The following is a 24,806-nucleotide window of genomic DNA, read 5'->3' on the forward strand; positions in this document are numbered from 1 at the left end:
TTTGGTTCTTTCTCATTTTTTGTGGATAGATGCTCCAAGGAGTATTGTTAAGCTTATCAAAATAGGAGCTAATGATGACCGAACAACTTTTTGCAGAAATGTTAAATCTCGGGGATAAATGGGAAGTTAGTAAACTAGAAGTTTTGGCAGAGCAATCATGTATTGAAGTGACAATTAAAGATACAGCTAAACTTTTAGAAGGTATGGAATGCCCTTGTTGTAAGAGAACCGATTTAATTATAAAAGATCATGCAAATGAAAGGCTATGGGATCATCTACAAATGTGGACTTATAAAACTGTATTAAAATGCCGATTGCCTCGTGCCCTTTGTAAATCCTGTAAAAAAACGTGGACAATTCGAGCTCCTTGGGAAGGTGTCAATAAACATTCCAGTAAAGACTTTGAGGCATTAGCCTTGACCCTCATGCGTCATATGCCCGTGTCAAAAGTAGGTAAATTAATGAAAGTTGATGATCAAAAATTATGGAGGATTCTAAGAGTATATATTGATAAAGAACGGGCCAAACTTGACTGGAGTGAACTCACGAGAATTGGAGTAGATGAGTTGAGTATCGCAAAAGGTCATCGTTATGTAAGTGTTTTTGTGGATATGGAAAACCATAGTGTTCTATTCGCTGCAGACGGCAAAGATGCACAAGTTTTTGAACAATTCACCGAGGAACTTTACCTGAAAGACGGTCACCCTCATGCAATTACTGAAGTTAGCATGGATATGAGTCCCTCTTATAAAAGTGGCGTTGATTCAAATATGCGCAATGCTCGTAAAGTATTTGACTACTTCCATATTGCACAAAACTTAAACAAAGCAATTGGCAAAGTTTGTTCCAGAGAGCGCCGTACAAAAGGTGATATTCGAAACCTCCTAAAAAAGCCTCGTTTATTTCAAAAGAACAGAGACAAACTCAAGGAAAAAGATCAGCAAACTATAGAAAAATTAAAAGAGCTGAACACTGCAACAGCCATGGCATACCAAATGCGCTTAAGTCTCCAAGATATTTTTAAAACGAAGTCCGAAATCAAAGCTTTGTTAGGGTTAAAAGCATGGATATCTTGGGTTCATAATGAAGCTGAAAAAGAAATGTGGAAATACTTTTTAAACCCTCTAAAGAAATTTGCCGAATCTCTTACAAAACATTTTGATGGAATTATTGCTCGATGGAGGCACGGAACAAGTAATGCTGTATTGGAAGGAATTAATTCCGTTTTCTCAGCAGTTAAAAGACGGGCCAGAGGGTTTAGATCTAAAGAATATCTAAAAATGATGCTCTATTTCACTAAAGGAAATTTAACTGGGATACCAAACCTCATCCCCTCAAAGTGAGAAAGAACCCACTTTTTTGTGTTATGTATCTTATAATCAATAAGATATATATTACTCAGTGGGCGCTAAGTGATTAAGATGTTTTTTACAAGTAGTCAGCAATAAAAACATATAGGTGTGACATGAGAGTTGTTTGGTAGCTTATGTAAAGTTCTCGTAAACACTAGGGAATATTTAGTGTAAAGTTTGAATGTTCATTTTGATAGAGTCGCCCTAATTAAAGGTAATTACACCGTTTAATTGTCATATTGTTCAACTAATGTTTATAGAGGTTTTCGACCTCTTCGATGAGATACTCAATTTGGCTCATCTTAGGTTCGTCCGCACTGAAGATCATTTTTCCCGCGTAGTTCAATGATTTTAATTGACGAATCATTTCAAAAAGTAGCTTAGAATTGAAGCCCACGGGCAAGAGCAAACGCAATTGCTTGATCTCAAAGGCAAAGAGGCGATTCAACTTGCTGAACTGGCTCAAGTCATAAGGAAAGGGAATGGTGAGCCTGAACTTTAAACGTGGGCTCGAAATCAATCGATAAAGATACTGAACATCCTGGCATAATTGAGGTGAATTTTCCAAGGTGCTAATTGAGACGGGAAGATAATAAGTTAAGCGGGTCTCTTGCTCTAAAATCGCATTGAAAAAGCGTACGACTCGCGATTGGACATCTTGGTGCACATGAGTTTTTTCTTCATTAAAACAGGCCTTCAAAACTAAATATTGAACGCCCTGGTCAGCTAGGTAGTTAAAATAAGCTAAGGAATGTTGAACAAACTCATTAAATTGCTCTTCATTTAACTGCGCCAGTGAAGATAAACTTGCTTCCTCTAAAGGGTTGACGATGCCATGTAAGAGATCTTTTCGTGAAAAATTCTCTAATTGCTCTTTATGCTCTTCCCAGAGATCTCCACTGAGTTCAAAAGAGAAAGGCCAGGCATGATCAATCTCATTTTTACTGAACCACTGATCGAGGTCGAGCTGAGGCGTATTTAAACTAAAAACTGCCATTATGCTTGACCATACTTTGACATTAAAACCGAGCAGACCGAATTCACTGCTGTCTCGACACGTAAAATATAAGGACCAATGGCTAAAGGACAGGCTGGAAGTTTTTGTATTTCCTGGAGCTCGCTATCAGAAAAACCACCTTCGGGACCAATCCAGACACCAGCTTCACCTATACTATTTTCGGGAGCACTGAAATCATCACTGGGTACCGCTCCATAAAAATTATTAGCAGGAGCTAGGGCTAAAGCTTCTTTAAAAGTCAGGCCAGAGAGCACTTTAGGTAAATAGGGATTACCGCTCTGCTTGGCTGCAGAAATAAGTTCGGCTTGGACATTCTTTTCTTTTTTGGACTTACTCACTGAATATTGACAGGCCATGAGATAAACACTATGAACGCCAAGCTCTACCGCTTGTTTTAAAATCAAGGCGAGAGTTCCGTTAGATGGGGGAGCAACAAATAAGCTGATTTTCAGTTTGGGGCGAGGCGCATGCGTGACTTGCAGGAGTTCACAAAACAAATTGTTTCGTCCTTCAATTTTTGCGATCTTCGCATCAGCTAAGAGCCCTTCTCCATTCATTAAAAGTAATTCATCGCCCTCTTTCATTCTGAGGGTTTGCAAAATGTGACGAGACTCAGTTTTATCAATTTTTACTAATTGACCCACCTCGAACAATTCATCACAAAAAAACTTACGCATCAACTGACTCACGCTTACAATTTTTAATCGAGATAAGTGAAAAAATGATGTAGACAAAAGCAATACCTAAACAAAGGGGATGCTCAATGATGGCCGTAAACTTTTCCTCATCAATGAGCTTTTCTGTCGAGTAATAAATCAATAACACTGCTAAAGCGTTGTTGATAAAATGCACCAGGGCTGATTGATAAATCGAACCGCTTTTCCAAACGATATAAGCCATATACGCACCCATGAGAGTCAAAGCAGGCATATTAGCCACTGACATGTGCAAGGCGCCAAATAATAAGCCATTGAGGGTGATAGCAGAAGCGGTCTTCCAACCCTTGCTCGCATTGAGTAAAACTCCTCGAAAGAGAAACTCTTCGCAAATAGCTGGTGTTAAAGCCACAATAAAGAGCGCCACGACAAGGCCATTATTTTGAACGATGTCGACCACAACTTGAGCTGACTCTTCGCCGTCGGAAGGGAAGCCCGCTTTCGTTAATAGGCGTTTCAAACCTTGCGCTAAAACAATGATTGCGGGAACGGAGAAAGCGAGAATGACAGCTAACTTAACTGAGCCGGGGCGTAGGCTCAAAATATCCGTAAATTTTGTTCGAGTTTTCTTGAGGTAATAAAGCGGCAAAAAGACGAAGATTAAAAACTGCGACAAGGGCAAGCCTAGCGCCACATTCCATGTTTGTAAGCGCGTTCCTAAAAGCAAAAATAAAGCGGCGCAAGTGAGAAATATCATCGCGCCTTCTTCAGGAATGATTTGCTGATTACCCTGCTTGTCTTTTAATTTGAAGGCAGCAGCAATGCCTCCACCTTTATTCCAATAAGACTCACTCTGCAAGAGGTTAATGGTCATGCGAATAAAAAAGGCCAAGAGGATAAAGTTACTGATGAAAAACAGCCAGAGTTGATCCCAGTAATATTTCCCGAGAAAGAGGTCCTGTAAGATCAAGCAAAAGTTGAGGCCGGGGACTAAAGAGAATTGCCAAGAGCTCTCCACACCAGGCTGAGTACTAAACATCACGGGAAGCAGCATTAGAATGAGTATGGGGCTCAGGTAGTGAGAAGCTTCTTGACGTGTTGAGGCCGATGAAGTAATAAAGACTATCAGCGCACTCAAAGTTAAGGCTGAAGCCACGAGGACTGCGAGTATGATGGGAAAGGAAACAAAGTCAGGCAAAAAAGTTTCGGGTAAAACCATCTCTGTTCCCGTCGTACTTTTTGCGAGCAAGTAGCCAATATTACTAAAAGTGATGCCCATAAAAATAACGTTGAGTAAGCCCGACAAAAAACCTATTGTGGTTACAGTCAAAAGTTTCGCAGCGACAATTTCGGCGTATTTTGCGGGAGTACATAAAAGTGTTTCTAGAGTTCCCGACTCGCGTTCCCCCGCCGTGGTCTCTTGCGCCATTAAACCGGCCGCAACAGTTAGCATGACTAAGATTAAACCTGGGAGAATTTTCCCTGCAAGGAAGCGCCCTTCTTGTTTCTCTGAATTTGTTTTAATGAGGTCAATTTGCAATGGCCGCAAAAAACTTTTTTCTAAGCCTAACTTTTCTAAATTCTCGTCCCTGAGCTCTCGATTAATGCGATCGAACTCAATTTGCACCATATCCAAAATGTAAAGGGACTGACTATTTGTGCTATCATAAGAAATAGCAATTTTGGGAATTGTATCGGAAAATTCATTTTCGGAAAACTCGATACTGAGTAAAGTCGTTTCTTCTTGCTCAGCATCTCGACTGAATACTAAATTCTCGCTTTCCACTTTAGACAATAAATTTAAATCATCCCCTTTCACAAAAACCGTGTAGGTCTGAGACTGAAGTTTACTTTCTTGTACGGAACGCATTTGCGCCGTCACTAAAAGTAAGCCGGGGTATAAAAAAGCCGGGATGAAAATCATCAGCAAAAGAGTTCGTGTATCGCGAACGAACTCACGTAACTCCTTAGTAAAAATCAGCTGAACTAACTTCCAATTCACAAAAACTTCATCCCTTTATTACTAAACTAAATAATCACTTCGCACATGAGTGGAAAGTGATTATTCGAGTAAGAATATTTAAAAAATATTAAATTGACTGCTTTTTACAAAAGTAGGCCACAAGACCTAATGCAAGTAAAACGATGACTGCAAGTGCCTGAGCATTATCAAAAGCGTGATTGTGGCTCATAAAAGATTCGTGGGCAAGTAATTGATTCGTCATATTTTATCCTTCGTAATTTTCTGGAAACAGTTTGCGCTCGACGACTTCAATCAAAATGTGAAGTATTGCCATATGAATTTCTTGGATGCGGTCAGAAGTTTGACCAGGTACAATCCACTCATAGTCACAACGACCTTTGAGTTTACCACCATTTTTACCAAGTAAACCAACTGTGGTGACTTTAGACGCTTCAGAGGATTCCATTGCTTTAATGATATTCTCAGAGTTACCGCTGGTACTGAGGCCGATAAAAATATCGCCTTCTTGACCATAGGCTTCTACCATGCGTGAAAAAATGTACTCAAAACCATAGTCATTCGCCGTACAAGTAATGTGCGCACCATCACCTAATGCAATAGCAGGAAGAGCTTTTCTTTCTTTGCGAAAACGCCCCGTGAATTCTTCGGCAAAATGCAGTGCATCACAGTGACTGCCGCCATTGCCCGCAATCAAAACTTTTTTTCCATTTGAAAAAGCATCTGCCATAGCTTCGCCAAGATCGCAAATTCGTTTAAAATTCTCTTCATCATTAATGAATTGATTTAGGCATGTATTGAGGTCATCAAATGCCTGACGAACGTGATTTAACATATTAGATTCCAGAATTAAAAATTGTTTATTTTATTAAAGAAGTCCTTGGGATAAATGCAACAGGAAGTCCCTGTTATCTGCACAAACATATTCCATTGTGCCGCCCATACGACTAAAACTCTTACAGTAACGCAAATAATAAGCAGGGTTGTCCATCGGTGGTTCCCCATCAATTGCCCAGTCCCATTGGCTCTCTGCCAAGTCAACAATGACCATATAATGTTTATCCATATGCTCGCCATTTTGAATGTGTAAATTCTGTGACATGGACAGTGATTTCTCAAAAACCATTGGGCTCATTACCGCTGAGCCAATAGACATATAAACACCACCATCCAAACAGGAAACATTGTGCGCATATCGCAAAAAGTCGGTTTGAGCACTACGACCAATTGCCGCACCGTGATTCATGGGGTGATTGTAGATAATATCATGGCCAATCATCGGGTGACTCGTAAATGGAACACCTAAACGATAAGCGGCCGCTTGAGCGCTGTACTCTTTGTAGGGATGAGGAATAGATAAAAAACCTGGCTCTAAATCAAATTTTTGAATAATACTCAACAAGTCTGCGGCGGCCGCAACTGCTTCAGCATTTTGCTCGGATAAGACGATAATGCGCGACTTCAATTCATCGGCAGAAGGAATCTGTAAACCTTCATTCTCGATCATAGCTCCAACCGACTCGCCGTAACCCTTGCCTTCGTAAGCGCCAACGTTAATCGCTAAATTGATGTAATAACCTGTTTCTTGCCAAATCCCAAACTGCCCCTTGTCCACATACTCTTTGACATCTTCACTCGACTGGCCCTGAAATGCAAATTCCCAGTCGTGAATCACACCCGCGCCATTTGTGGCTAAGTGATTCAAATAACCGCGTTCCATTAGATCTATTAGCACAGGTCCTAAACCATTTTTGATAGAATGCGCCCCAAAGGCCAAGATCACGGGCTTATCATTTTTTTTCGCTTCAGAAATGCGCGCCAAAAGATTATTCATGACTTTTGAACCGTGTTCACCAAGCTGATTGGCATCAGCATCTTTGGCAACGTAACTTTCGGCTATTATTACTTTATTCTTTCTTTCTGACAAAGGAAGAATACGAAGTTTTTCCCTGTTCAACTCTGGGTACTTCATGCGGATCATATCCTGTTAATTAATTCAAATAAAAAGATAGAATTCGGCTTCTATTAATCAAGCCCCGCTAACAGGACTGCTCCAGAGAAAAACTAAAGATTAAGCCTCTCTTGAATGCAAATCTGCCAAGAGTTCAATTGAGGCCAGGATTATGCGTGAAAGTACTTCTAGTGAGTATCCCCCTTTCATTAATTAATGGGGACAAGCGGCGCCCGAACCGAAAAATATTCTATAACCAGAGCGAATGTATTTGCCCCAATCCTTATCATCTAACTCTTTCATCAAAATTACCTTTGTGTAAAGCCTTAATCAAAACCTAAGTCATGGGCAGCCGTTCTAAGCTCAGCTTTCAGTTTTTCATCCAATGATTCTAAATGAACCGCATCAATTGCCGATTTGTAATCTTTCAAATTTTTGGCTCCCAAAATAATTGTGTGACTCGCTTTTTGATCTAAAACAAAACGACAAGCCAACTGTGCCATTGTCATTCCTTCTGGAATCAATTGTTCAAACACATTAAAACGAGAATAATCTTCATCGCCCCAAGAACGACGATCTCCTGTTTTGCACTCGAGTTTAGTGTGGAAGTAACGTCCACTCAAGCAGCCTCCTGCCATCACTCCCCGGCTAACTCCACCTAAATTATTAGTTTCTATCAAGCCTTGCATTTCTTTTGCAGGAGAAAGGATTGAGGAAACATACTGAACCACGTCCAACATATCCCTTTTGATCAATTCTCGCACTATTGCTGTATCCGTCGTCGATATCCCCAAGGCGCGAATCATCCCCTTATCTTTGGCTTTTTGCAAAATCTTAGCGGATTCTTCAAGATGAGCAATGTCGGGTATGGTATGATAATTATAGACATCCACATAATCAGTTTGCAGACGCTTTAAAGAATCCTCTAAAGCCGGCATAATTGATTGTGGTGACGTGTCGATATGGCGACGATTGCCCTCCCCCACTTTGTGACCAAATTTCGTGGAGACGACCCATTTATCTCGATCGGCTTTTATTGCCGCTCCAACACGTCGTTCACTCTCACCATGACTGTATTGTTCTGCGGTATCAATAAAATTAACGCCGAGCTCACCTAAATCCCTAATGAGTTTGATCACATTGGCTTTTCCTGGGTCAGGGTGTCCATCGTGAACACCATCCAAGACCAAAGGTCCACCTAATTGCCAAGCGCCGATCCCAATGGATGAAACCGATATATCTGTCTTGCCTAAGTTCCTATATTTCATAATCTTTCACCTAAAGTTTAACTACCAGATAGAACAAAATGCCACCAGCTCACAAAAGGCAAGTTTTTAGGCTTTTAAAGTCTTACTCACAATCTCATAAACATCTGGTGATAAGTCATCGACCGCAATGATTTTTTCCAAAGCCTTTTTCATAAAGTCTTTCTGCTGCCCTTTGAGGGCACCAAATTTCTTGAAAGCTTTAGAAAGCCCCGCAGCGATTTGCGGGTTAAAAGAATTGAGTTCAATAATCTTATCCGCAATCAAATGATAACCCGAGCCATCTTCTTTGTGGAACTGAGGTAAATTCGCGGCAAATGCCCCATAGAGACAACGAACCTTATTGGGGTTTTGAATATCAAAAGCTTCCACGTTCTCGAGCTTCTTAATCAATTGATCACTTGAACCAACTGGTGCACCGGCTTGAGCAGCAAACCATTTATTAATGACGATGGCGTCATCTTTCCACAAATCATAGAAATGCTCAAGGGCTTCATCACGAGCCGTAGACTGAGTTTGCAATAGTGCCTGTAAAGCCGCAAAACGATCCGTTAAATTATTCGCCGTATCATACTGATCTTGTGCTAAGGAGATATAATCGGCCTTTGGTAATTTTAAGAGGTAGTGAAGGCACATGTTTTTGAAGCTTCTCAATCCCATGTTTTCCGCATTAAACACGTAATTTTCTTTCGCATTGTAGCGATTAAAGTGCTCCGCTAAATAATCCTCGTTGGCCTCAGCCAGTGCATGAGATAAAATTTCGCGTGCTTTTTGGGCAATCACTGGAGAGAACTCTTTTTGTTGTTCCGTAATACTCACGAGTGATGGAACGGCGAAAGCTAAGGCTTTAAAAGCCTCATCAGCATTCGCTGAGCGCAAGAGTTTACTAAAGGCATCTAAGACCAAGTGATCGACTTGTGGTACTTTGTTATCTCGTAAGGCTTCACAAAGGCTTTCGATTTCTAACTTGGCGAGGCGCTGACCTGCCTCATAACGATTGAAGCTATCAGAATCATAGGAAAGCAAGAAAGCTAAATCTTCTCTTTTTGTTTCCATCTCAAGAATAATTGGTGCAGAGAAAGCTCTGAACAAAGAAGGTACAGGCTTTTCTTTTAAGCCCTCAAAAACAAAACTCTGAGAATCCGTATGTAATTCAAGTACTGTCTCAGTCCCAAAACTTTTACCCTGCATAATCAACTCGAGCTCTTCTCCATTGCTATCGAGCAAGCCAAGCTTAACTGGCAGATGGTAAACTTGATCAGATTTGTTCTTGAGTTTCTGAGTGAAAGTTAATGTAAAGGTATCTGCACCTTCATCGAATTTTGAAGTCACTTGAACTGTAGGTGTTCCTGACTGACTATACCAACGCTTAAATTGCTTGAAATCTCGACCCGAAGCAACTTCCATGGAGTGAACAAAATCTTCAGTCGTCACAGCTTTACCATCAAAGAGATCAAAATACTTTTTCATGCCCAGCTGAAAATTACTTTCACCAATCATTGTGTGAATCATACGAATCACTTCGGCGCCCTTCTCATAAACGGTCGGCGTGTAAAAGTTATTTATCTCCATATAGGACGCTGGCTTAATTGGGTGAGCATTAGGCCCCGCATCTTCCACAAATTGCGAATCGCGCAAAGCTCGTACATCTTCAATACGGCAAACTGCGCGAGAATTTAAATCAGCTGAAAATTCTTGATCGCGAAAAACAGTTAAACCTTCCTTTAAAGTCAATTGAAACCAATCGCGGCAAGTGACGCGATTACCCGTCCAGTTATGGAAGTACTCGTGAGCAATTATACTTTCGATTCGAAAAAAGTTAGCATCCGTAGCCGTGTCGGGATTTGCCAAGGCACAGGTTGAGTTAAATATATTGAGACCCTTATTCTCCATGGCTCCCATATTGAATGCATCAACCGCAACAATCATGTAAAGGTCTAAGTCATACTCAAGATCAAAGCGATCTTCATCCCATTTCATTGACTTTTTCAATGACTCCAAAGCGTGTTCGCAGCGATCTTCATTACCATGATCCACAAAGATCTCTAGAGCGATTTCACGTCCACTCTTTGTTGTAAAATTATCATCAACTTTCGCTAAGTCACCTGCCACTAAAGCAAAGAGGTAACAAGGTTTAGGGAATGGATCTTCCCATACTGCATAGTGACGATCTCCCGTCATTTCACCGCTATCAATCAAATTCCCATTGGAGAGCAAACGTGGGAAGTCAACTTTATCAGCTTCGATACGGGTAGTAAAACTGGACATCACATCCGAACGATCGAGGTAATAACATATTTTCCTAAAGCCCTCAGGCTCATTCTGTGTGCAGTAAATATCACCAGATTGATAGAGGCCTTCTAAGGCTTTATTATTCTTTGGGTCTATTTCATTGACAATTTCCAAGATAAAATCATCACTCTTAGGAACAATCGTTAAATACTTATCACAGAGGTCGTAAGCAATACTTTCTTCACCCACATATTTCACTGAAATAAAACTTAAATTCTCACCATTGAGTTTTAACTCCCTTCTCTCACCTGAGTGATTTTTTTTAATACTTAAGCGAGAACTGACGCGGGCACAGTCATCAAAAATCTCTACGGTTAACTGTGTCTTGGGAATGAGGTAATCAGGTTCTTGGTAGTCTTTGAGGTAAATTGTATTTGCTTGACTCATTTCTTCGCCTTATTGATTGATATAAAATTTAATGTCTATAGAATACAACAAAAAATTCTTTGTACACAATGAAACCTGACCTCAGCTTAGATAAATTTCACATACTTTCTCAGTCAAAAGAGCTAAATGAGAGCACTCAGTTCTATCTCGCTCTTGGTTTAGTCCAAGTTAATGATAAAATATTCTCTGATGGCTCCGCCTGCATAGAGTTACGTGATCATTGCCAAAACATCCCAAGCATTTACATTGAGGCTCACAATGACCAAGATGTTTTCAATCATTATCAAGACCTCGGAATTATCTTTGATTGCTCCAGTACTGAAAACGGAGATACTGAGCTCTTTTTTACTGACCCCAATGGCCTCAGTATTTTTCTAGGTGAAAAAACTGCAAGACATGAGCTCCCCAATCAAAGTAGCTGTACAATTTTAGAACTCAGTCAATCTACAAAACACTACGTCGATTCCATTAATTTCTGGGTTCAACTCGGAGCCACTTGTGACGCGATGCGTTCGGATTATCCAAGGACACTTTTGCGCAATAAACCTTTGCTACTAGGCCTTCACGACAATTCGAAATATAAAGGCCAAGGACTTATTATATCCATCAAAAAAGAAGCTATCCAAAAGCTCAAAAAGCTGGGCACACCTCTTATGAAAAACTCTAACGGTAGTTTTCTATGCTTTTCACCCGATGGACTTCAATTCACTCTTAGCCTTGCTTAACGGACGGCAACTTTACCTGATTTACGCGGTAACTTCTTAAAGGCTTCCAAAGCTTCCATTGCACGCATTTTACGACCATCTAAAAGCACTTTTCCCGAATTGTCGAACACAGTTAAATTGGGAATCCCCCTACCTGCAAATTGAGCTAATCCAGACGATCTGATTTTGTCAAAATCTACCGCATTAAAAGACATTTTTTTCATGTATGAAAGCATCTCTTTTTCTGAGCGATCCGCGCAAACGAGCAAGATTTCAAAATTCTGTTTGTTCTTGTTTTCTTGGTAATATTTATCTAAAATCGGTGTGAACTGACGACAAGGCGGACACCAAGAGGCTGAATAATAAACGAGCACATAACCACGATCCTGTAAACCATGATTAGCCACCGCCTTACCACTTTTATCCACAACGCTAGTGTACAGCTTGGAGATGGGATACTTATCTCCTCCACCATTCGACACGGATGAATCCGTTTTCTTTTTGGATTGACTACTAAAAAACATAAAGCCGCAAACCACAGCTAAAATTATAAGTACTTTATTCATAAACCTTCCTCTTATTTGTAACTAAATCCTTCACACGAACAAAATCCGTGTACCTAACTTTTATCATTTTGTCTGAAATATGCGAAATAACAAGTAATTCACTTAAACTTAAGCCACAAAGCCTAGAAAAACTTTACTATCAGCTACTATTTTAGCATACTTATATTAGCTTATAAAAGATTATCTAAGGTGAGTCGTCAATGGATTTAAATCCCCAACAAGAAAAAGCCGTTCAACACAAAACGGGCCCACTGCTCTTATTAGCTGGAGCAGGAACAGGAAAAACCCACACCCTATGCTGCCGTGTTGCCAAACTAATTCAGTCTGGAGTTCCCGCCCATAAAATCCTCATGCTTACCTTCACTCGCAAAGCGGCTGAAGAAATGAAACAGCGCATCGACCGGCTTATGGATCAAGATTGCCCTGTACTGGCAGGCACTTTTCATTCTATTGCTTTCAATGATTTAAAGAACCTCGGCATACTCAACAATTTATCGGGAATCTTTGACGATACATCACAAGCCAAATTCATTCGCAAAGAACTAAAAAAGAAATGTTTCGAGGCTATCAGCTCATACTCACCACGCGAGTTTATGCGATTCTTCTCCCTCTGTACAAATACCATGGAAGAAGAAATTAAAATTATCGCTGCCCACTTCCCGTCTTGGCTCAGTCACTCAGAACTCATACATAAACTCAAGGCCAATTACTGCCAACACAAAAACAAACTCAAAGCCTACGATTACGACGATATCCTTTGTACTTGGTCCAAAGCCCTTGAAGGGCCAAACCTCAGCTTAGCTCAACAGTGCGAATACATTTTGGTTGACGAGTACCAAGACACCTCCAAACTGCAAATCGACATCCTCAAAAAACTCTGCAAGCAACACGACAACATCATGGCCGTCGGCGACGACTGCCAAAGCATCTACTCCTTTCGCGGTGCTCTACCTGAACAAATATCGCAATTCAGCCTAGACTTCACTGGAGCCCAATCCCTGACTCTAGAAGAAAACTATCGCAGCACGCAACAAATTCTCGATTTCGCCAACAAATCCATGCTTATGGCAAAAGGCGTCATCCAAAAGAAACTCCGTTCCGGACTCGATAGCCAAGGACAAGACCCCGACATTCTTTTCAGTTCCTATCACAAAACGAGTGAAAAAGAAATTTGCAAAGATGTTTATCTCAAACGTTCACAAGGCATAAAATTTGATCAACAGGCCATCCTCTATCGCTCAACTCTGCACTGCCTAAGACTCGAAATGGAACTCACCCGACAGGGTATACCCTACAAAAAATTTGGCAGTAAAAAAATTACTGACAAAAGCCACATCAAAAAATTTGCCGCTGCACTTTCCTTCGTTTTCAGCTCAGAAGTCCATCAATTAGCTCTTAACCAATGCCTCGAAATCATACCAGGCCTAGGCCCAAAAACAGTCGAAAAAATCCTCCTAGAAATCTCCAATGGAAAACAACTGAAAGATATTAAACTTCCAACAAAATCTCATGATGCAGTACATGAGTTAATAAGCTTTCAAAAAATGGCTATTAACAAAAACAACCTTGAAGAATTGATCGACTTCACCACTCCACTGATCTTCAACCTCAAGGAAGATAACCGCAAAAAACTCAAAGACATCTACACCATATCGGAAGAATTGCGTAAAGCGCAAAATTGGGATGACTTCTATACCGACATCATCCTCAATATGGAAGTCGATCACACAGATCACGACGAACTCCTCACTCTCTCTACTATTCACTCAGCAAAAGGCAAGGAATGGCAAAGCGTTCATATCCTGGCCGTAAACGAAGGTGCCATACCACTCCAAAGTTCGCAGAATATTGAAGAGGAAAGACGCCTACTCTACGTCGCTATAACCCGAGCAAAAAAACAACTCAAACTCTACGTAGAAAACTCAAAAGAACTTCGTGAAAGCTCTCGATTCCTTGAAAACCTAGTGACACTCAAGCAAAGCACACACAAAACAAAGCACACACAAAACACTATTGTTATCGAACCTAAATCAAACAATGACTTCCAAGAACTTACTTACGTCAGTGAAGATCGTCCTGGCACTGCTTTAGCACAGTCTGATATGGACGAATTGACCTACATTCCTTTTTATGACTAATTTTCCCTTTTCCATAAGTGAATTTCGTAAAATCAGCATACATTTAACTAGCTAATAACTTACACAAGCTGTTGACAACTAACATTTTTTAAAACATGACATGGTTTTAGGCTGTTAATTTTTTAACAGCTATTGCAAAAAAAGAGCAAACCTTTATTTTAGCGAGCTATTTATATTATATAACACATCATGGATAAATTATAACTATGGACAAAAAACAACTTGGTTTTAATACTCAAGACCTCGGTTTGTACTCTCCTAGCATGGAGAAGGACAACTGTGGTGCCGGTTTTATTTGCGACCTGAATGGCCGTAAATCCAACAAAATTATTCACAATGCTTTAGAGATCTTAGTACGCCTCACTCACCGTGGTGCCGTAAGTGCCGATGGTAAAACAGGTGACGGTGCTGGTATCTTAATGAAGATTCCACATGACTTCTTCGTAAAAGATTGTCGTAAAAACGAAATTTTCCTTCCTGAAGAAGGTCGCTATGCTGTTGGTATGGTCTTCCTTCCACAGGATAATGAGCAAAGACGCAAATGCATGGGCGCTTTCAAACGCTCTGTAACTGAAGAAGGCCTCAATCTCCTCGGCTGGCGTGAAGTTCCAGTTAACACGGACGCACTCGGTAGAATTGCTAAAGAAACTGAACCCAAGGTTATGCAAGTATTTGTTGGCCGTGGCGAAGAAGAGCTTAGCGAAGAAGAATTCGGCATCCGCCTCTACATCTCGCGCAAAGCTGTTGAGAACGAAATCCGCGAATCGGATATGTGTGAGAAAAACTTCTTCTACATCCCATCTTTCTCTACAACTACTATTATCTATAAAGGCCTCATTAAACCTGAAGATATGTCTGAGTACTACCCTGACTTAGTTAACGAAGAATTCGTGACTAATTTAGCCTTAGTTCACCAGCGTTTCTCTACAAACACTTTCCCAACTTGGGACCTCGCTCAGCCTTTCCGCTACATGTGCCACAATGGTGAGATTAATACTCTCCGTGGTAACGTCAACCGTATGCGTGCTCGTCAAGAACTTTTCGAGAGCGAACTCTTTGGTGATCGCGTTGAAAAAATCAAGCCAGTTGTCATTGAAGGTCGTTCTGACTCAGCTTCACTCGATAACGCAGTAGAACTCATGGTCAACACAGGCCGCTCACTTCCAGAAGTGATGATGACTCTCGTTCCCGAAGCTTGGGAAAAACACCAAGACATGTCCGATGAGAAAAAAGCCTTCTACGAATATGCTTCTTGCATCATGGAACCATGGGATGGTCCTGCTTCAATTCCTTTCACAGATGGTCACTGCATTGGTGCTATCCTCGACCGTAACGGCCTCCGCCCTTCACGTTACACAGTAACTAAAGATGGTCTCGTTATCATGTCTTCAGAGATCGGTGTTGTCGATGTGGATCCTGCTAATGTTGAATACCACGGCCGCCTCGAGCCAGGACGTATGTTCCTCGTAGACATGGAAGAAGGTCGCATTGTCGATGACGCAGAAATCAAAAACCGCGTTGTTAAGTCTCAGCCTTATGGTGACTGGGTTAAAGACAACCTCATTCACTTTGGTCAAATCCCAGCAGTTGAATTCGAAAACAAAGTGGAAGAAACTTCTCTCACGGATCGTAAGAAAATTTTCGGCTACAGCCTAGAAGACGAAAAAATCATCCTCTCTGCCATGGGCGAGACGGGCAAAGAAGCGATCGGCTCAATGGGTACAGATACCCCTTTAGCTGTCCTCTCTGACAAGCCGCGTCTAATCTTTGATTACTTCAAACAACTTTTTGCTCAGGTCACTAACCCGCCACTCGATGGTATTCGTGAAGAAGTCGTTACTTCTCTCAAACTTACGATTGGTTCAGCTCACAACGTATTCGAGCAAGGTGGCCTCCACTGCAAAAAGCTTTCTGTTGAAACTCCTTTCTTAACGAATGGCGAATTAGAAAAACTTCGCTCACTCGATCAAGAAGATTTACGTGCCGTTACGATTCCAATTCTTTTCAAAGCTAATACCGGTGTCAATGGATTAGATCAAGCACTCAACGAAATCATTCTTAAAGCGATTAATGCTGTTGATGCAGGTAAAACACTCATCATCCTTTCAGATCGCGGTGTCAATAAAAAGAATGCAGCTATCCCAGTTCTTCTTGCAGCTTCTTTCATTCACCACGCTCTCACAAAATTTGGACGTCGCTCTAGATGCGGCATCATTGTCGAAACTGCTGAAGCGCGTGAGATTCACCACTTCGCTACCCTCTTCGGTTATGGCGTAAGTGCCATCAACCCTTACATGGCTTACGAAGTTCTCGACGAAATGATCGACAAAGGTATGCTCACTGTAGATCACGACAAAGCCGTGGCTAACTACATCAAAGCTGCTGGTACTGGTCTCGTAAAAGTGATGACGAAAATTGGTATCTCTACCCTTCACTCTTACCGCGGTGCACAAATTTTCGAAATCCTCGGTCTCAAAAAAGATTTTGTTGATCGTTTCTTCACTCACACAGCGACTCGTATTGAGGGTGCTGATTTGAGTGAAATCCATAAAGATACTGTAAAACGCCACAAACAAGCTTTCCCAACTGAGGAAACTGCAGGTAAAATCGAAGTCAACGTCGGTGGTGATTATCAGTGGCGCCGTAATGGTGAACGTCACATGTTCAACCCGCACACAGTCTCTCGCCTTCAGTTAGCTGTACGCGACAATCTTCCACAATCTTATGAGCAATTCGCCAAAATGATCAACGATCAATCTGAGCGTCTCATGACAATTCGTGGCCTCATGGTATTCAGAGATCAAAATCCAATCCCACTTGAAGAAGTTGAGCCTTGGACTGAAATCGTTAAACGTTTCAAAACAGGTGCGATGTCTTACGGTTCGATCTCTTCTGAAGCTCACGAGAACCTCGCAATTGCCATGAACCGCATCGGCGGCAAGTCAAACTCAGGTGAAGGCGGAGAAAATCCAGCTCGTTTCGAAAAAGACGAAAATGGCGACTGGCGTCGTTCGGCTATTAAGCAGGTTGCTTCTGGCCGTTTCGGTGTAACTTCTCACTACCTCACAAATGCTGATGAGATTCAGATTAAAATGGCTCAGGGCGCTAAGCCTGGTGAAGGTGGTCAACTTCCTGGTGAAAAAGTTTTCCCATGGATTGCTGAATGCCGTAACTCAACTCCTTACGTAGGTCTTATTTCTCCTCCTCCTCACCACGATATCTACTCGATTGAGGACTTGGCTCAACTTATCTACGACCTCAAAAATGCTAACCGCACAGCTCGCGTCAACGTTAAGCTCGTATCTGAAGTTGGCGTAGGTACAATTGCTGCTGGTGTTGCCAAAGCAAAAGCTGACGTCATCCTCGTTTCAGGTTTCGATGGCGGTACGGGTGCATCTCCACTTACTTCACTCAAACACTGTGGTCTTCCTTGGGAACTCGGTATTGCTGAAGCTCAACAAACACTCGTTATGAATGACCTCCGTAACCGAATCGTACTCGAATGCGATGGTCAGCTCAAAACAGGTCGCGACGTTGCGATTGCCGCACTTCTCGGTGCAGAAGAGTTTGGTTTTGCTACGGCTCCACTCGTTGCTTCTGGCTGTATCATGATGCGTGTTTGTCATCTCAATACTTGCCCAGTAGGTATTGCAACTCAGGATCCCGAATTGCGTAAGCGTTTCAAAGGTAAACCTGAGCACGTTGTCAACTACATGCGTTTTGTTGCTGAAGAACTCCGTCAAATCATGGCTGAGCTCGGTTTCCGCACTATTTCTGAAATGGTCGGTCAATCAGAGAAACTCGAAATGCGTAAAGCTATCGATCACTACAAGGCTCAAGGCCTTGACTACAGCAAGATTCTCTATAAACCAGAAGTTGCTGAAGGAACTAAACTCTTCAATACTGAAGTACAAGATCACGAACTCGACGAAGTGATTGACTTCACTCTTTTAGAGAAAACCAAAGCGGCGATTGAGAAGCAAGAAAAAGTAAGTTTCGAGATTAATACTTGCAACACTGACCGTTCTGTAGGTGCCATCCTTTCAAATGAAATCTCAAAAATCTACGGTAAAGAAGGTCTCCCTGAAGATACCATCGATATGACTTTTCACGGTTCTGCGGGACAATCATTCGGTGCTTTCTCAACAAAAGGTCTCACCATGAGAGTTGAAGGTGAAACAAACGATTACCTCGGTAAAGGTTTATCAGGTGCTAAACTCATTATTAAGCCCGCTAAGACAGCAACTTACGTTGCTAAAGATAACATCATCACGGGTAACGTAACTCTCTACGGTGCGGTAACTGGTGAAGCATACATCAACGGTATTGCTGGTGAACGTTTCTGCGTTCGTAACTCTGGCGCAAAAGCCGTCGTTGAAGGCGTTGGTGACCACGGTTGTGAATACATGACTGGTGGCGTTGCCGTTATCCTCGGTGAAACTGGACGTAACTTCGCAGCTGGTATGAGTGGCGGTGTAGCTTACGTACTCGACCCCACTAACAAGTTCAAAGAACTCAACTGCAACATGGAAATGATTGGTTTCGAAAAAGTCGAAGTCGAAGCAGACGTAACTGAACTTAAACAATTAATTACAAATCACTTCAACTACACAAATAGTCCCGTAGCCGAAGACATCCTCAATAACTGGGATGCTAAAGTCGGACAATTTGTTAAAGTGATGCCTCACGATTACAAACGCGCACTCGAACGAATTGCTCGTGAACAAGAAGAAGCGGCGCAGGTATAGGAGATTATCATGGGTAAAAAAACTGGATTTAAAGAATTTGATCGTCAAGTAGAAGCGAAGCGTCCTCCAGCAGAACGTATTGAACACTACAACGAATTCACTGAGCCAATGAAAAAAGAAGAGCTCGAAACTCAAGGTGCACGCTGCATGGATTGCGGTATTCCCTTCTGTCACTCAGGCTGTCCTTTAGGCAACTTGATCCCCGACTTCAATGACCTCGTTTACACGGGTCAGTGGAAAGACGCCCTCGCGCGTCTCCATAGCACAAATAACTTCCCTGAGTTCACTGGTCGTCTCTGCCCAGCTCCTTGTGAAGAAGCTTGTGTCATGACTATTAACCAACCGGCGATCACCATTGAAAATATCGAAAAGAATATCGTTGAAAAAGGTTTCTCTGAAGGCTGGATTAAAGCTGAGCCACCAACAGAACGTACTGGCAAGAAAATTGCCGTGATTGGTTCTGGCCCCTCAGGTCTAGCAGCTGCACAACAACTCAATCGTGCGGGTCACCTCGTTTCAGTCTTTGAGCGTGATGATCGCATCGGTGGACTTCTTCGCTACGGTATTCCTGATTTCAAAATGGAAAAATGGGTTATTGACCGTCGCGTTAAAATCATGGAAGAAGAAGGTGTTGACTTCAACATCAATACTGAAGTTGGCGTTAACTTCCCAACGGAAGACCTTAAGAGATACGACGCTGTTATCATCTGTGCTGGTGCAACAGTTCGACGTGCACTTCCTATTGAAGGCGCTGATCTAGAAGGCGTTCACCAAGCTATGGATTTCCTTCCTCAGCAAAACCGCAGAAACGCGGGTGATAGCGAAGATAAACTCGGAACTAACCTCACAGCTAAAGATAAAAACGTTATCGTGATCGGTGGTGGTGATACAGGTTCTGACTGTATCGGTACTTCTATCCGTCACGGTGCTGAAAGCGTTTCTAACTTCGAACTCATGGGCAAAGCAACGACTGATCGTCCTGCTGGTCAACCTTGGCCTTTCTGGCCAATGCGTTTACGTACTTCTACTTCTCACGAAGAGGGTGTCGAGCGTTTTTGGAGTATTTCTACAAAGAAATTCGTCGGTGACGAGAACGGTAAACTCAAGGGTCTCGTAACTACTGAAGTGACTGTAAACCGCGAAAATGGTGGTTTCAAAATCGAAGAAGTTCCTAACACTGAAAAAGAATGGCCTTGTGAACTCGCCCTTCTTGCACTCGGTTTCACGGGTCCTGAGACCAACACAATGGTCAGCGACCTCAAGCTCGACCTCGATCCTCGTGGCAATGTAAAAGCTGACGAAAAGACTTATATGACAAGCGTACCTGGCGTTTTCGCTGCAGGTGATGTTCGTCGTGGCCAGTCACTCATTGTATGGGCAATCTCTGAGGGTCGCGAAGCGGCTCACCAAGTAGATCGCTTCCTCATGGGTCACTCAGAGTTACCACAAAAAGATGCTGAATGGGATTTACCTCGCGTATAATACTCACTAAGTCATTCTAAAAAAAGCCTTTGCGGATTCCGCAAAGGCTTTTTTGTGTTTAGGATATAAGTAAAACAAGTAAGACTTTTTATCGCTTAACAGAGGCTAGCGGTTGCCATCGCGGGCTTCTAGCTCGCTCTTTTATCAAGCCCCCTGGGATCGCGGGCTTCCAGCCAGCCTTTCATCATTCTAGACAATGACTAAATTTCAAAATGAAAAAACATCTCTATATTAAATGTAATTACATTCATAGGTCAACAATGAACTCTTCTCCACGTCCCATTAACAACTACGAAAGTTATCACGCTCACGTCTATTTTAACGATAGTACGGAAAGCTTAGCTCAGCAGATTTATACGAGTATTGATAAAGAATTTAATTTTGATTTGGGAAGAATTCACCTTAAACCCGTTGGGCCCCATACTCAATGGATGTTCCAAGTTGCGTTTACCGCAAATGACTTTGAGACCTTCATCAACTGGCTCGAATCAAATCGCCAAGATTTATCTATCTTAATTCATCCCCTCTCCGGAGATAACTACCAAGACCATAGCGAACACGCCCAATGGCTCGGGCAGAAACTAGAGCTCGATTTGAAAATTTTTGAGCATTAGCAATTCCCTCTAAAAAACAAAAAAGCCCTTGCGTTTTCCGCAAAGACTTTTTGTCGATCTAATATTGAGTTAAGTACTCTTACTTACCCAACTTCATCTTGAGTGGGGCTACCCAGATATTGCGAAACATATTGGGATTACCATGGTCTTGAAGACGGATATGATCTTTGGGGCCATGCGCTGAATAAGAAGCAACTCGACGGTAATGAGTTCCACCTTTAATCTCGTAGTTATCGTGAATTTTCACACCATTAAAAATAACTGTGATATACGCTGGAGTTACGAGTTTTTTACCTTCAAAAACAGGTGCCTTAAAATGAATATCATAAGAATTCCATTCACCCGGCTTACGGCAAACATTAAAGGCTGGTGGCTGCTGACCATAAATGGCTCCCGTCATACCATCAGGGTAAGTTCTATTGGCCCAGCAATTGAGTACTTGAACCTCATAACGGCCCATAAGGAAAACTCCACTATTTCCTTGTTGTTGATGCCAACCTTTCATTCCAGCTGGAACCATCCATTCCACATGAAGGTGAATATCACCAAACTTATCATTAGTAAATTGATCACGGGCCTTGGGAACAACCTGCATTGCTCCATCAACAAGCTTCCATTTCTTGTTTTTAAAATTGTCTAAGTTTGAACCATCAAATAACACGGTAGCATCGGCAGGTGCGGGGACGGGTTTTCCATCATATTTTGGCTCGGCTACTGGTGGTTGTGTTCTATCGGGGTCATGTACATGCCATTTTTCATTAGGCGCCGGTTGCAGGGGTGTATTTTTAAAACCATTGAGATTTGTTTGCTTGGGATTGCGAATGTTTTCATCTAAGATTTCATATTCCGCTGCGTTAGCACATAGGGCAAAGAGGCTGAGTAAAAGCATTTTTTTCATGTTATATATCCTGTTAACTTAATGACAAAAAAAGGCAAGCCGAAGCTTGCCTCAAAGTGGTATGTACGTGAACTATTCCTTAAAAGGAAGCGTGAGCTTCATTCCAGGTTTAAGATCCGCATTTGACTGAATAGATTTGTTATACTTCTTAATCTCTTCAGGGCTAGTTGAGTAAATCAAAGAAATACTTTCAAGAGTTTCGCCATCACTCACTTCTAGAGTGTAAGTATTATGACTGAGTTCAGCTGGAGCCACTGCAGGAGCCGTTTCTGTAGCTGTTGGATCTGTTGCAGGAGTTTCACCTGTTACAGCATCAGTTTCTGTCGCTTCTGGACTTGCTTCTGTTGTCGGTTCAGCTAAAGACTCTGTAGTTGGAGCCGTATCAAATAATCCTGCATCACTTGAGTTATTATCAGCCACAGCCGTTTCTGACACAGTGTTATTTCCTTTACCAGGAATTTTCACTTTCTGACCAATCTGTAAAACAGTCGATGAATCAAAGTTGTTCACTGCCATGAAGTCAGCGCGATTTACATTGAGTTTCTTGGGGATCGTCCAAAGATTATCACCTTTTTGAACTGCGTAAGTATCGCCAGAGGCTACAGCATCACTCGAGTAAGAACTTGAGCTTGAAGATGATGAACTAGAAGAGAAAGATGAATCAAGGTTACCTGACTTCCCTGGGATAACTACTTTTTGACCAACATAGATCACTGTATCTTTACTAAAGCCATTAGCTTCCATAAAAGTGCTACGTTTAACATCGAATTTACCTGGGATCGTCCAGAGGTTATCGCCTTTCTTTACGGTGTATGTGCCGCCGTTGGAGGTCTTGGCGACGCCTTTCTTGGAGGACTTTTTTCCTTGCTTTCTCCTAGCTTCTTCAATGAGCATTGGATCTGGCTCAGAAAGAGCACCTGCTGGGAGCTTGAGTTTTTGACCAATGAGAAGTGGTTTCTTAATATCGATGCCATTTTCATTAACTAATGATTTTTGAGAAACGCCATATTTTGTGGCTATTTTCCAAATGCTATCACCACGAACCACTGTGTAGTACTGATCTTCCGCAGGAGCTTCTGCAATGGCAGTGTCCGGCTCAACAGGCTCTTCAATTACGTCCGGTTCTTCAAGGAGTGGTTCTTCATTAGCAACTTCATTCACTTCTACGTCACCAATTCCAATACCTTGAACTTCATCAACGGGCTCTTCAACCACAACGTTCGTATCAACTTCTGGAGCTGCTTCTTGTGGCTCAACGGCAACAGGAGGTAAATCCTCGTGAGGTCTAAGCAAATAGGGATTTTGACTGTTGCTATAGTTACTGGACTGACAACCACTCAATACGACTAGGCCCAATACGGATCCGCCTGTGACAAAAAACTTTTTAAAATTCATTCATTAACCTTTTGAACTAAACTTTTAAACTTTTTCCCTCTTTCCTCAAAGGATTTAAAGAGATCAAGACTTGAACACCCAGGTGAAAGTAAAACGACGTCGCCCTCTTTTGCACAAGAAATTGCTTCAAGAACTGCCCCCTCAAAATCCGCACATAAATTTGTGAGGCATAAGGTATGCCATAGAGCTTTTAAGTTCTCTTTACATTCACCATAGGAAAAAACTTCTTTAACATACTTAGAAATCAGTGGATTAACAACTGATAAATCCATATTTTTGTCCCTTCCGCCAGCTATTAAAACAATTTTTTTATTTTTATCTGCAAAAGTCTCTAGTGCCACCATTAATGACGCCGGGTTAGTGGACTTTGAATCATTGACGTAAAGCACATTTTGATAAGTCGCAAAATCTTCTAAGCGGTGCTCGGAGCAAGTAAAATCACTCATCGCTAGCAATGATTTTTGAAGATCTATTTTTTGCGAATTGAGTAAAGCTAATACTCCTAGAGCATTTTCTAAATTGTGCTTGCCGTAAAACGAAAACTTTGGGAGTGGAATTTTTTGATCTCTGTACTGAAATAATTCTTCCCCGATCATTAAATCTGCTTTTTCGTCACCTATCGAAAAAACCATATCCGCTTGAGCACATTCAACATCCTGCTGAACCGCTAAAAAGTGGCAAAATTTCCGTATCATTAACTTTGAATCTAAGTATTTATCAAAGGTGCCATAGCGATCCATATGATCTTCACTCACATTAAGAATGATTGCGGCATCAAATTTTAAAGAACTAAGAAGATCAATCTGGTAGGAACTAATCTCGACTACTGCAAAGTCAGGCTGATTGTCTCGAAGGGCGACTTCCGCTAAAGGCAAACCTATATTGCCACAAGCGACGGCCTCATAATCCAAATTTTTCAGTGTGTGCTGAGTCATTTCTGTGCAAGTTGTCTTACCATTGGTCCCCGTAATGGCTAAGAACTTTGTCTGAGGCATGAATTTCGCCGCAAAATCCAATTCCCCCATAAAGTTGACCGAGGCCTTTTTTGCTGCTTGGTACAACTCACTCTTGGGGTTAATACCAGGGCTCATGACGCAATTTTCAAAAGCCTGTGTGTAGGGTAAACTACAGAACACAGCACCCTCTTCAATCAATTGCTGAATTTCTTTACGCTCAAGACTCTGTAGCGAACTATCACTCAAGTAACATTTATAGCCTTGTTTCAAGGCTAACCTAGCTGAAGCAACGCCACTTTTACCGAGCCCGCAAATTAAGATTTCTTGGTGTTTTTCTCGTGCTAATTTAGTCAAGGCTTACTTTCACTCGTTTTTTTTTAGAAGTCCACTATATTTGCGCCGT

Annotated in this window: 18 protein-coding genes; 6 read left to right on the forward strand and 12 right to left on the reverse strand. The window is 41.8% G+C overall.

What is annotated here, in order from left to right:
• Positions 1 to 71 precede the first annotated feature (71 nt).
• Positions 72 to 1,343, forward strand: coding sequence for an ISL3 family transposase (locus tag LNTAR_RS14545; RefSeq protein ID WP_238527699.1), 1,272 nt, complete (start codon positions 72 to 74; stop codon positions 1,341 to 1,343).
• A gap of 256 nt (positions 1,344 to 1,599) precedes the next feature.
• Here the strand turns inward: LNTAR_RS14545 and LNTAR_RS14550 are convergent, their stop codons facing one another.
• From LNTAR_RS14550 to pepN, 8 genes are all read right to left on the reverse strand, one after another.
• A complete protein-coding gene (locus LNTAR_RS14550; RefSeq protein WP_007279482.1) occupies positions 1,600 to 2,349 on the reverse strand; it encodes a hypothetical protein in 750 nt (249 codons plus the stop codon).
• Positions 2,349 to 3,047, reverse strand: coding sequence for an RsmE family RNA methyltransferase (locus LNTAR_RS14555; RefSeq protein WP_007279483.1), 699 nt, complete (start codon positions 3,045 to 3,047; stop codon positions 2,349 to 2,351). Before LNTAR_RS14555 ends, LNTAR_RS14550 begins: the two co-directional genes overlap by 1 nt.
• Positions 3,040 to 5,028: an ABC transporter permease subunit/CPBP intramembrane protease gene (locus LNTAR_RS14560; RefSeq protein ID WP_040915008.1), complete on the reverse strand. Its 1,989-nt coding sequence runs from the start codon at positions 5,026 to 5,028 to the stop codon at positions 3,040 to 3,042. Before LNTAR_RS14560 ends, LNTAR_RS14555 begins: the two co-directional genes overlap by 8 nt.
• 88 nt (positions 5,029 to 5,116) lie before the next feature.
• Positions 5,117 to 5,251 carry a hypothetical protein gene (locus LNTAR_RS28245; protein WP_007279485.1) on the reverse strand — a complete coding sequence of 45 codons (135 nt, stop codon included), beginning with the start codon at positions 5,249 to 5,251 and terminating at the stop codon, positions 5,117 to 5,119.
• 3 nt (positions 5,252 to 5,254) lie between these two features.
• Positions 5,255 to 5,842, reverse strand: coding sequence for a D-sedoheptulose 7-phosphate isomerase (gmhA, locus tag LNTAR_RS14565; RefSeq protein ID WP_007279486.1), 588 nt, complete (start codon positions 5,840 to 5,842; stop codon positions 5,255 to 5,257).
• Between the two features lie 33 nt (positions 5,843 to 5,875).
• Positions 5,876 to 6,979, reverse strand: a complete 1,104-nt coding sequence (locus LNTAR_RS14570) for a GSU2086 family protein (protein ID WP_007279487.1) — start codon at positions 6,977 to 6,979, stop codon at positions 5,876 to 5,878.
• A 305-nt stretch (positions 6,980 to 7,284) separates the two neighbouring features.
• Positions 7,285 to 8,226: an aldo/keto reductase gene (locus tag LNTAR_RS14575; protein ID WP_007279489.1), complete on the reverse strand. Its 942-nt coding sequence runs from the start codon at positions 8,224 to 8,226 to the stop codon at positions 7,285 to 7,287.
• A 66-nt stretch (positions 8,227 to 8,292) separates the two neighbouring features.
• Positions 8,293 to 10,902 carry an aminopeptidase N gene (gene pepN / locus LNTAR_RS14580; RefSeq protein ID WP_007279490.1) on the reverse strand — a complete coding sequence of 870 codons (2,610 nt, stop codon included), beginning with the start codon at positions 10,900 to 10,902 and terminating at the stop codon, positions 8,293 to 8,295.
• A 68-nt stretch (positions 10,903 to 10,970) separates the two neighbouring features.
• Here pepN and LNTAR_RS14585 point away from each other — a divergent pair, with 68 nt between their 5' ends.
• On the forward strand, positions 10,971 to 11,627 hold the full coding sequence (locus LNTAR_RS14585; protein WP_007279491.1) for a hypothetical protein: 657 nt from the start codon (positions 10,971 to 10,973) through the stop codon (positions 11,625 to 11,627).
• Here the strand turns inward: LNTAR_RS14585 and LNTAR_RS25840 are convergent.
• A complete protein-coding gene (locus LNTAR_RS25840) occupies positions 11,624 to 12,172 on the reverse strand; it encodes a thioredoxin-like domain-containing protein (protein WP_007279492.1) in 549 nt (182 codons plus the stop codon). The two genes, LNTAR_RS14585 and LNTAR_RS25840, sit on opposite strands and share 4 nt — an antisense overlap.
• 200 nt (positions 12,173 to 12,372) lie before the next feature.
• Between LNTAR_RS25840 and LNTAR_RS14595 the strand changes: the two genes are divergently transcribed.
• From LNTAR_RS14595 to LNTAR_RS14610, 4 genes are all read left to right on the forward strand, one after another.
• Positions 12,373 to 14,310 carry an ATP-dependent helicase gene (locus LNTAR_RS14595; protein WP_007279493.1) on the forward strand — a complete coding sequence of 646 codons (1,938 nt, stop codon included), beginning with the start codon at positions 12,373 to 12,375 and terminating at the stop codon, positions 14,308 to 14,310.
• A gap of 206 nt (positions 14,311 to 14,516) precedes the next feature.
• The gene (gltB, locus tag LNTAR_RS14600) at positions 14,517 to 19,058 is read left to right on the forward strand and encodes a glutamate synthase large subunit (protein WP_007279494.1); all 4,542 of its coding nucleotides are present in this window, start codon (positions 14,517 to 14,519) and stop codon (positions 19,056 to 19,058) included.
• A gap of 9 nt (positions 19,059 to 19,067) precedes the next feature.
• Positions 19,068 to 20,540, forward strand: coding sequence for a glutamate synthase subunit beta (locus LNTAR_RS14605; RefSeq protein ID WP_007279495.1), 1,473 nt, complete (start codon positions 19,068 to 19,070; stop codon positions 20,538 to 20,540).
• A gap of 212 nt (positions 20,541 to 20,752) precedes the next feature.
• Positions 20,753 to 21,154, forward strand: a complete 402-nt coding sequence (locus tag LNTAR_RS14610) for a DOPA 4,5-dioxygenase family protein (RefSeq protein WP_202944953.1) — start codon at positions 20,753 to 20,755, stop codon at positions 21,152 to 21,154.
• Positions 21,155 to 21,233: 79 nt separating this feature from the next.
• On the opposite strand, the gene LNTAR_RS14615 is transcribed toward LNTAR_RS14610, so the two are convergent.
• The 3 genes from LNTAR_RS14615 to murD form a co-directional block, all read right to left on the reverse strand.
• Positions 21,234 to 22,052: a 3-keto-disaccharide hydrolase gene (locus LNTAR_RS14615; RefSeq protein ID WP_007279497.1), complete on the reverse strand. Its 819-nt coding sequence runs from the start codon at positions 22,050 to 22,052 to the stop codon at positions 21,234 to 21,236.
• Between the two features lie 72 nt (positions 22,053 to 22,124).
• Positions 22,125 to 23,447, reverse strand: coding sequence for a LysM peptidoglycan-binding domain-containing protein (locus tag LNTAR_RS14620; protein ID WP_007279498.1), 1,323 nt, complete (start codon positions 23,445 to 23,447; stop codon positions 22,125 to 22,127).
• Positions 23,444 to 24,757, reverse strand: coding sequence for a UDP-N-acetylmuramoyl-L-alanine--D-glutamate ligase (gene murD / locus LNTAR_RS14625; RefSeq protein ID WP_007279499.1), 1,314 nt, complete (start codon positions 24,755 to 24,757; stop codon positions 23,444 to 23,446). Before murD ends, LNTAR_RS14620 begins: the two co-directional genes overlap by 4 nt.
• Positions 24,758 to 24,806: the final 49 nt, after the last annotated feature.

Origin of the sequence: Lentisphaera araneosa HTCC2155 (assembly GCF_000170755.1) — a bacterium.
Lineage (GTDB): Bacteria > Verrucomicrobiota > Lentisphaeria > Lentisphaerales > Lentisphaeraceae > Lentisphaera > Lentisphaera araneosa.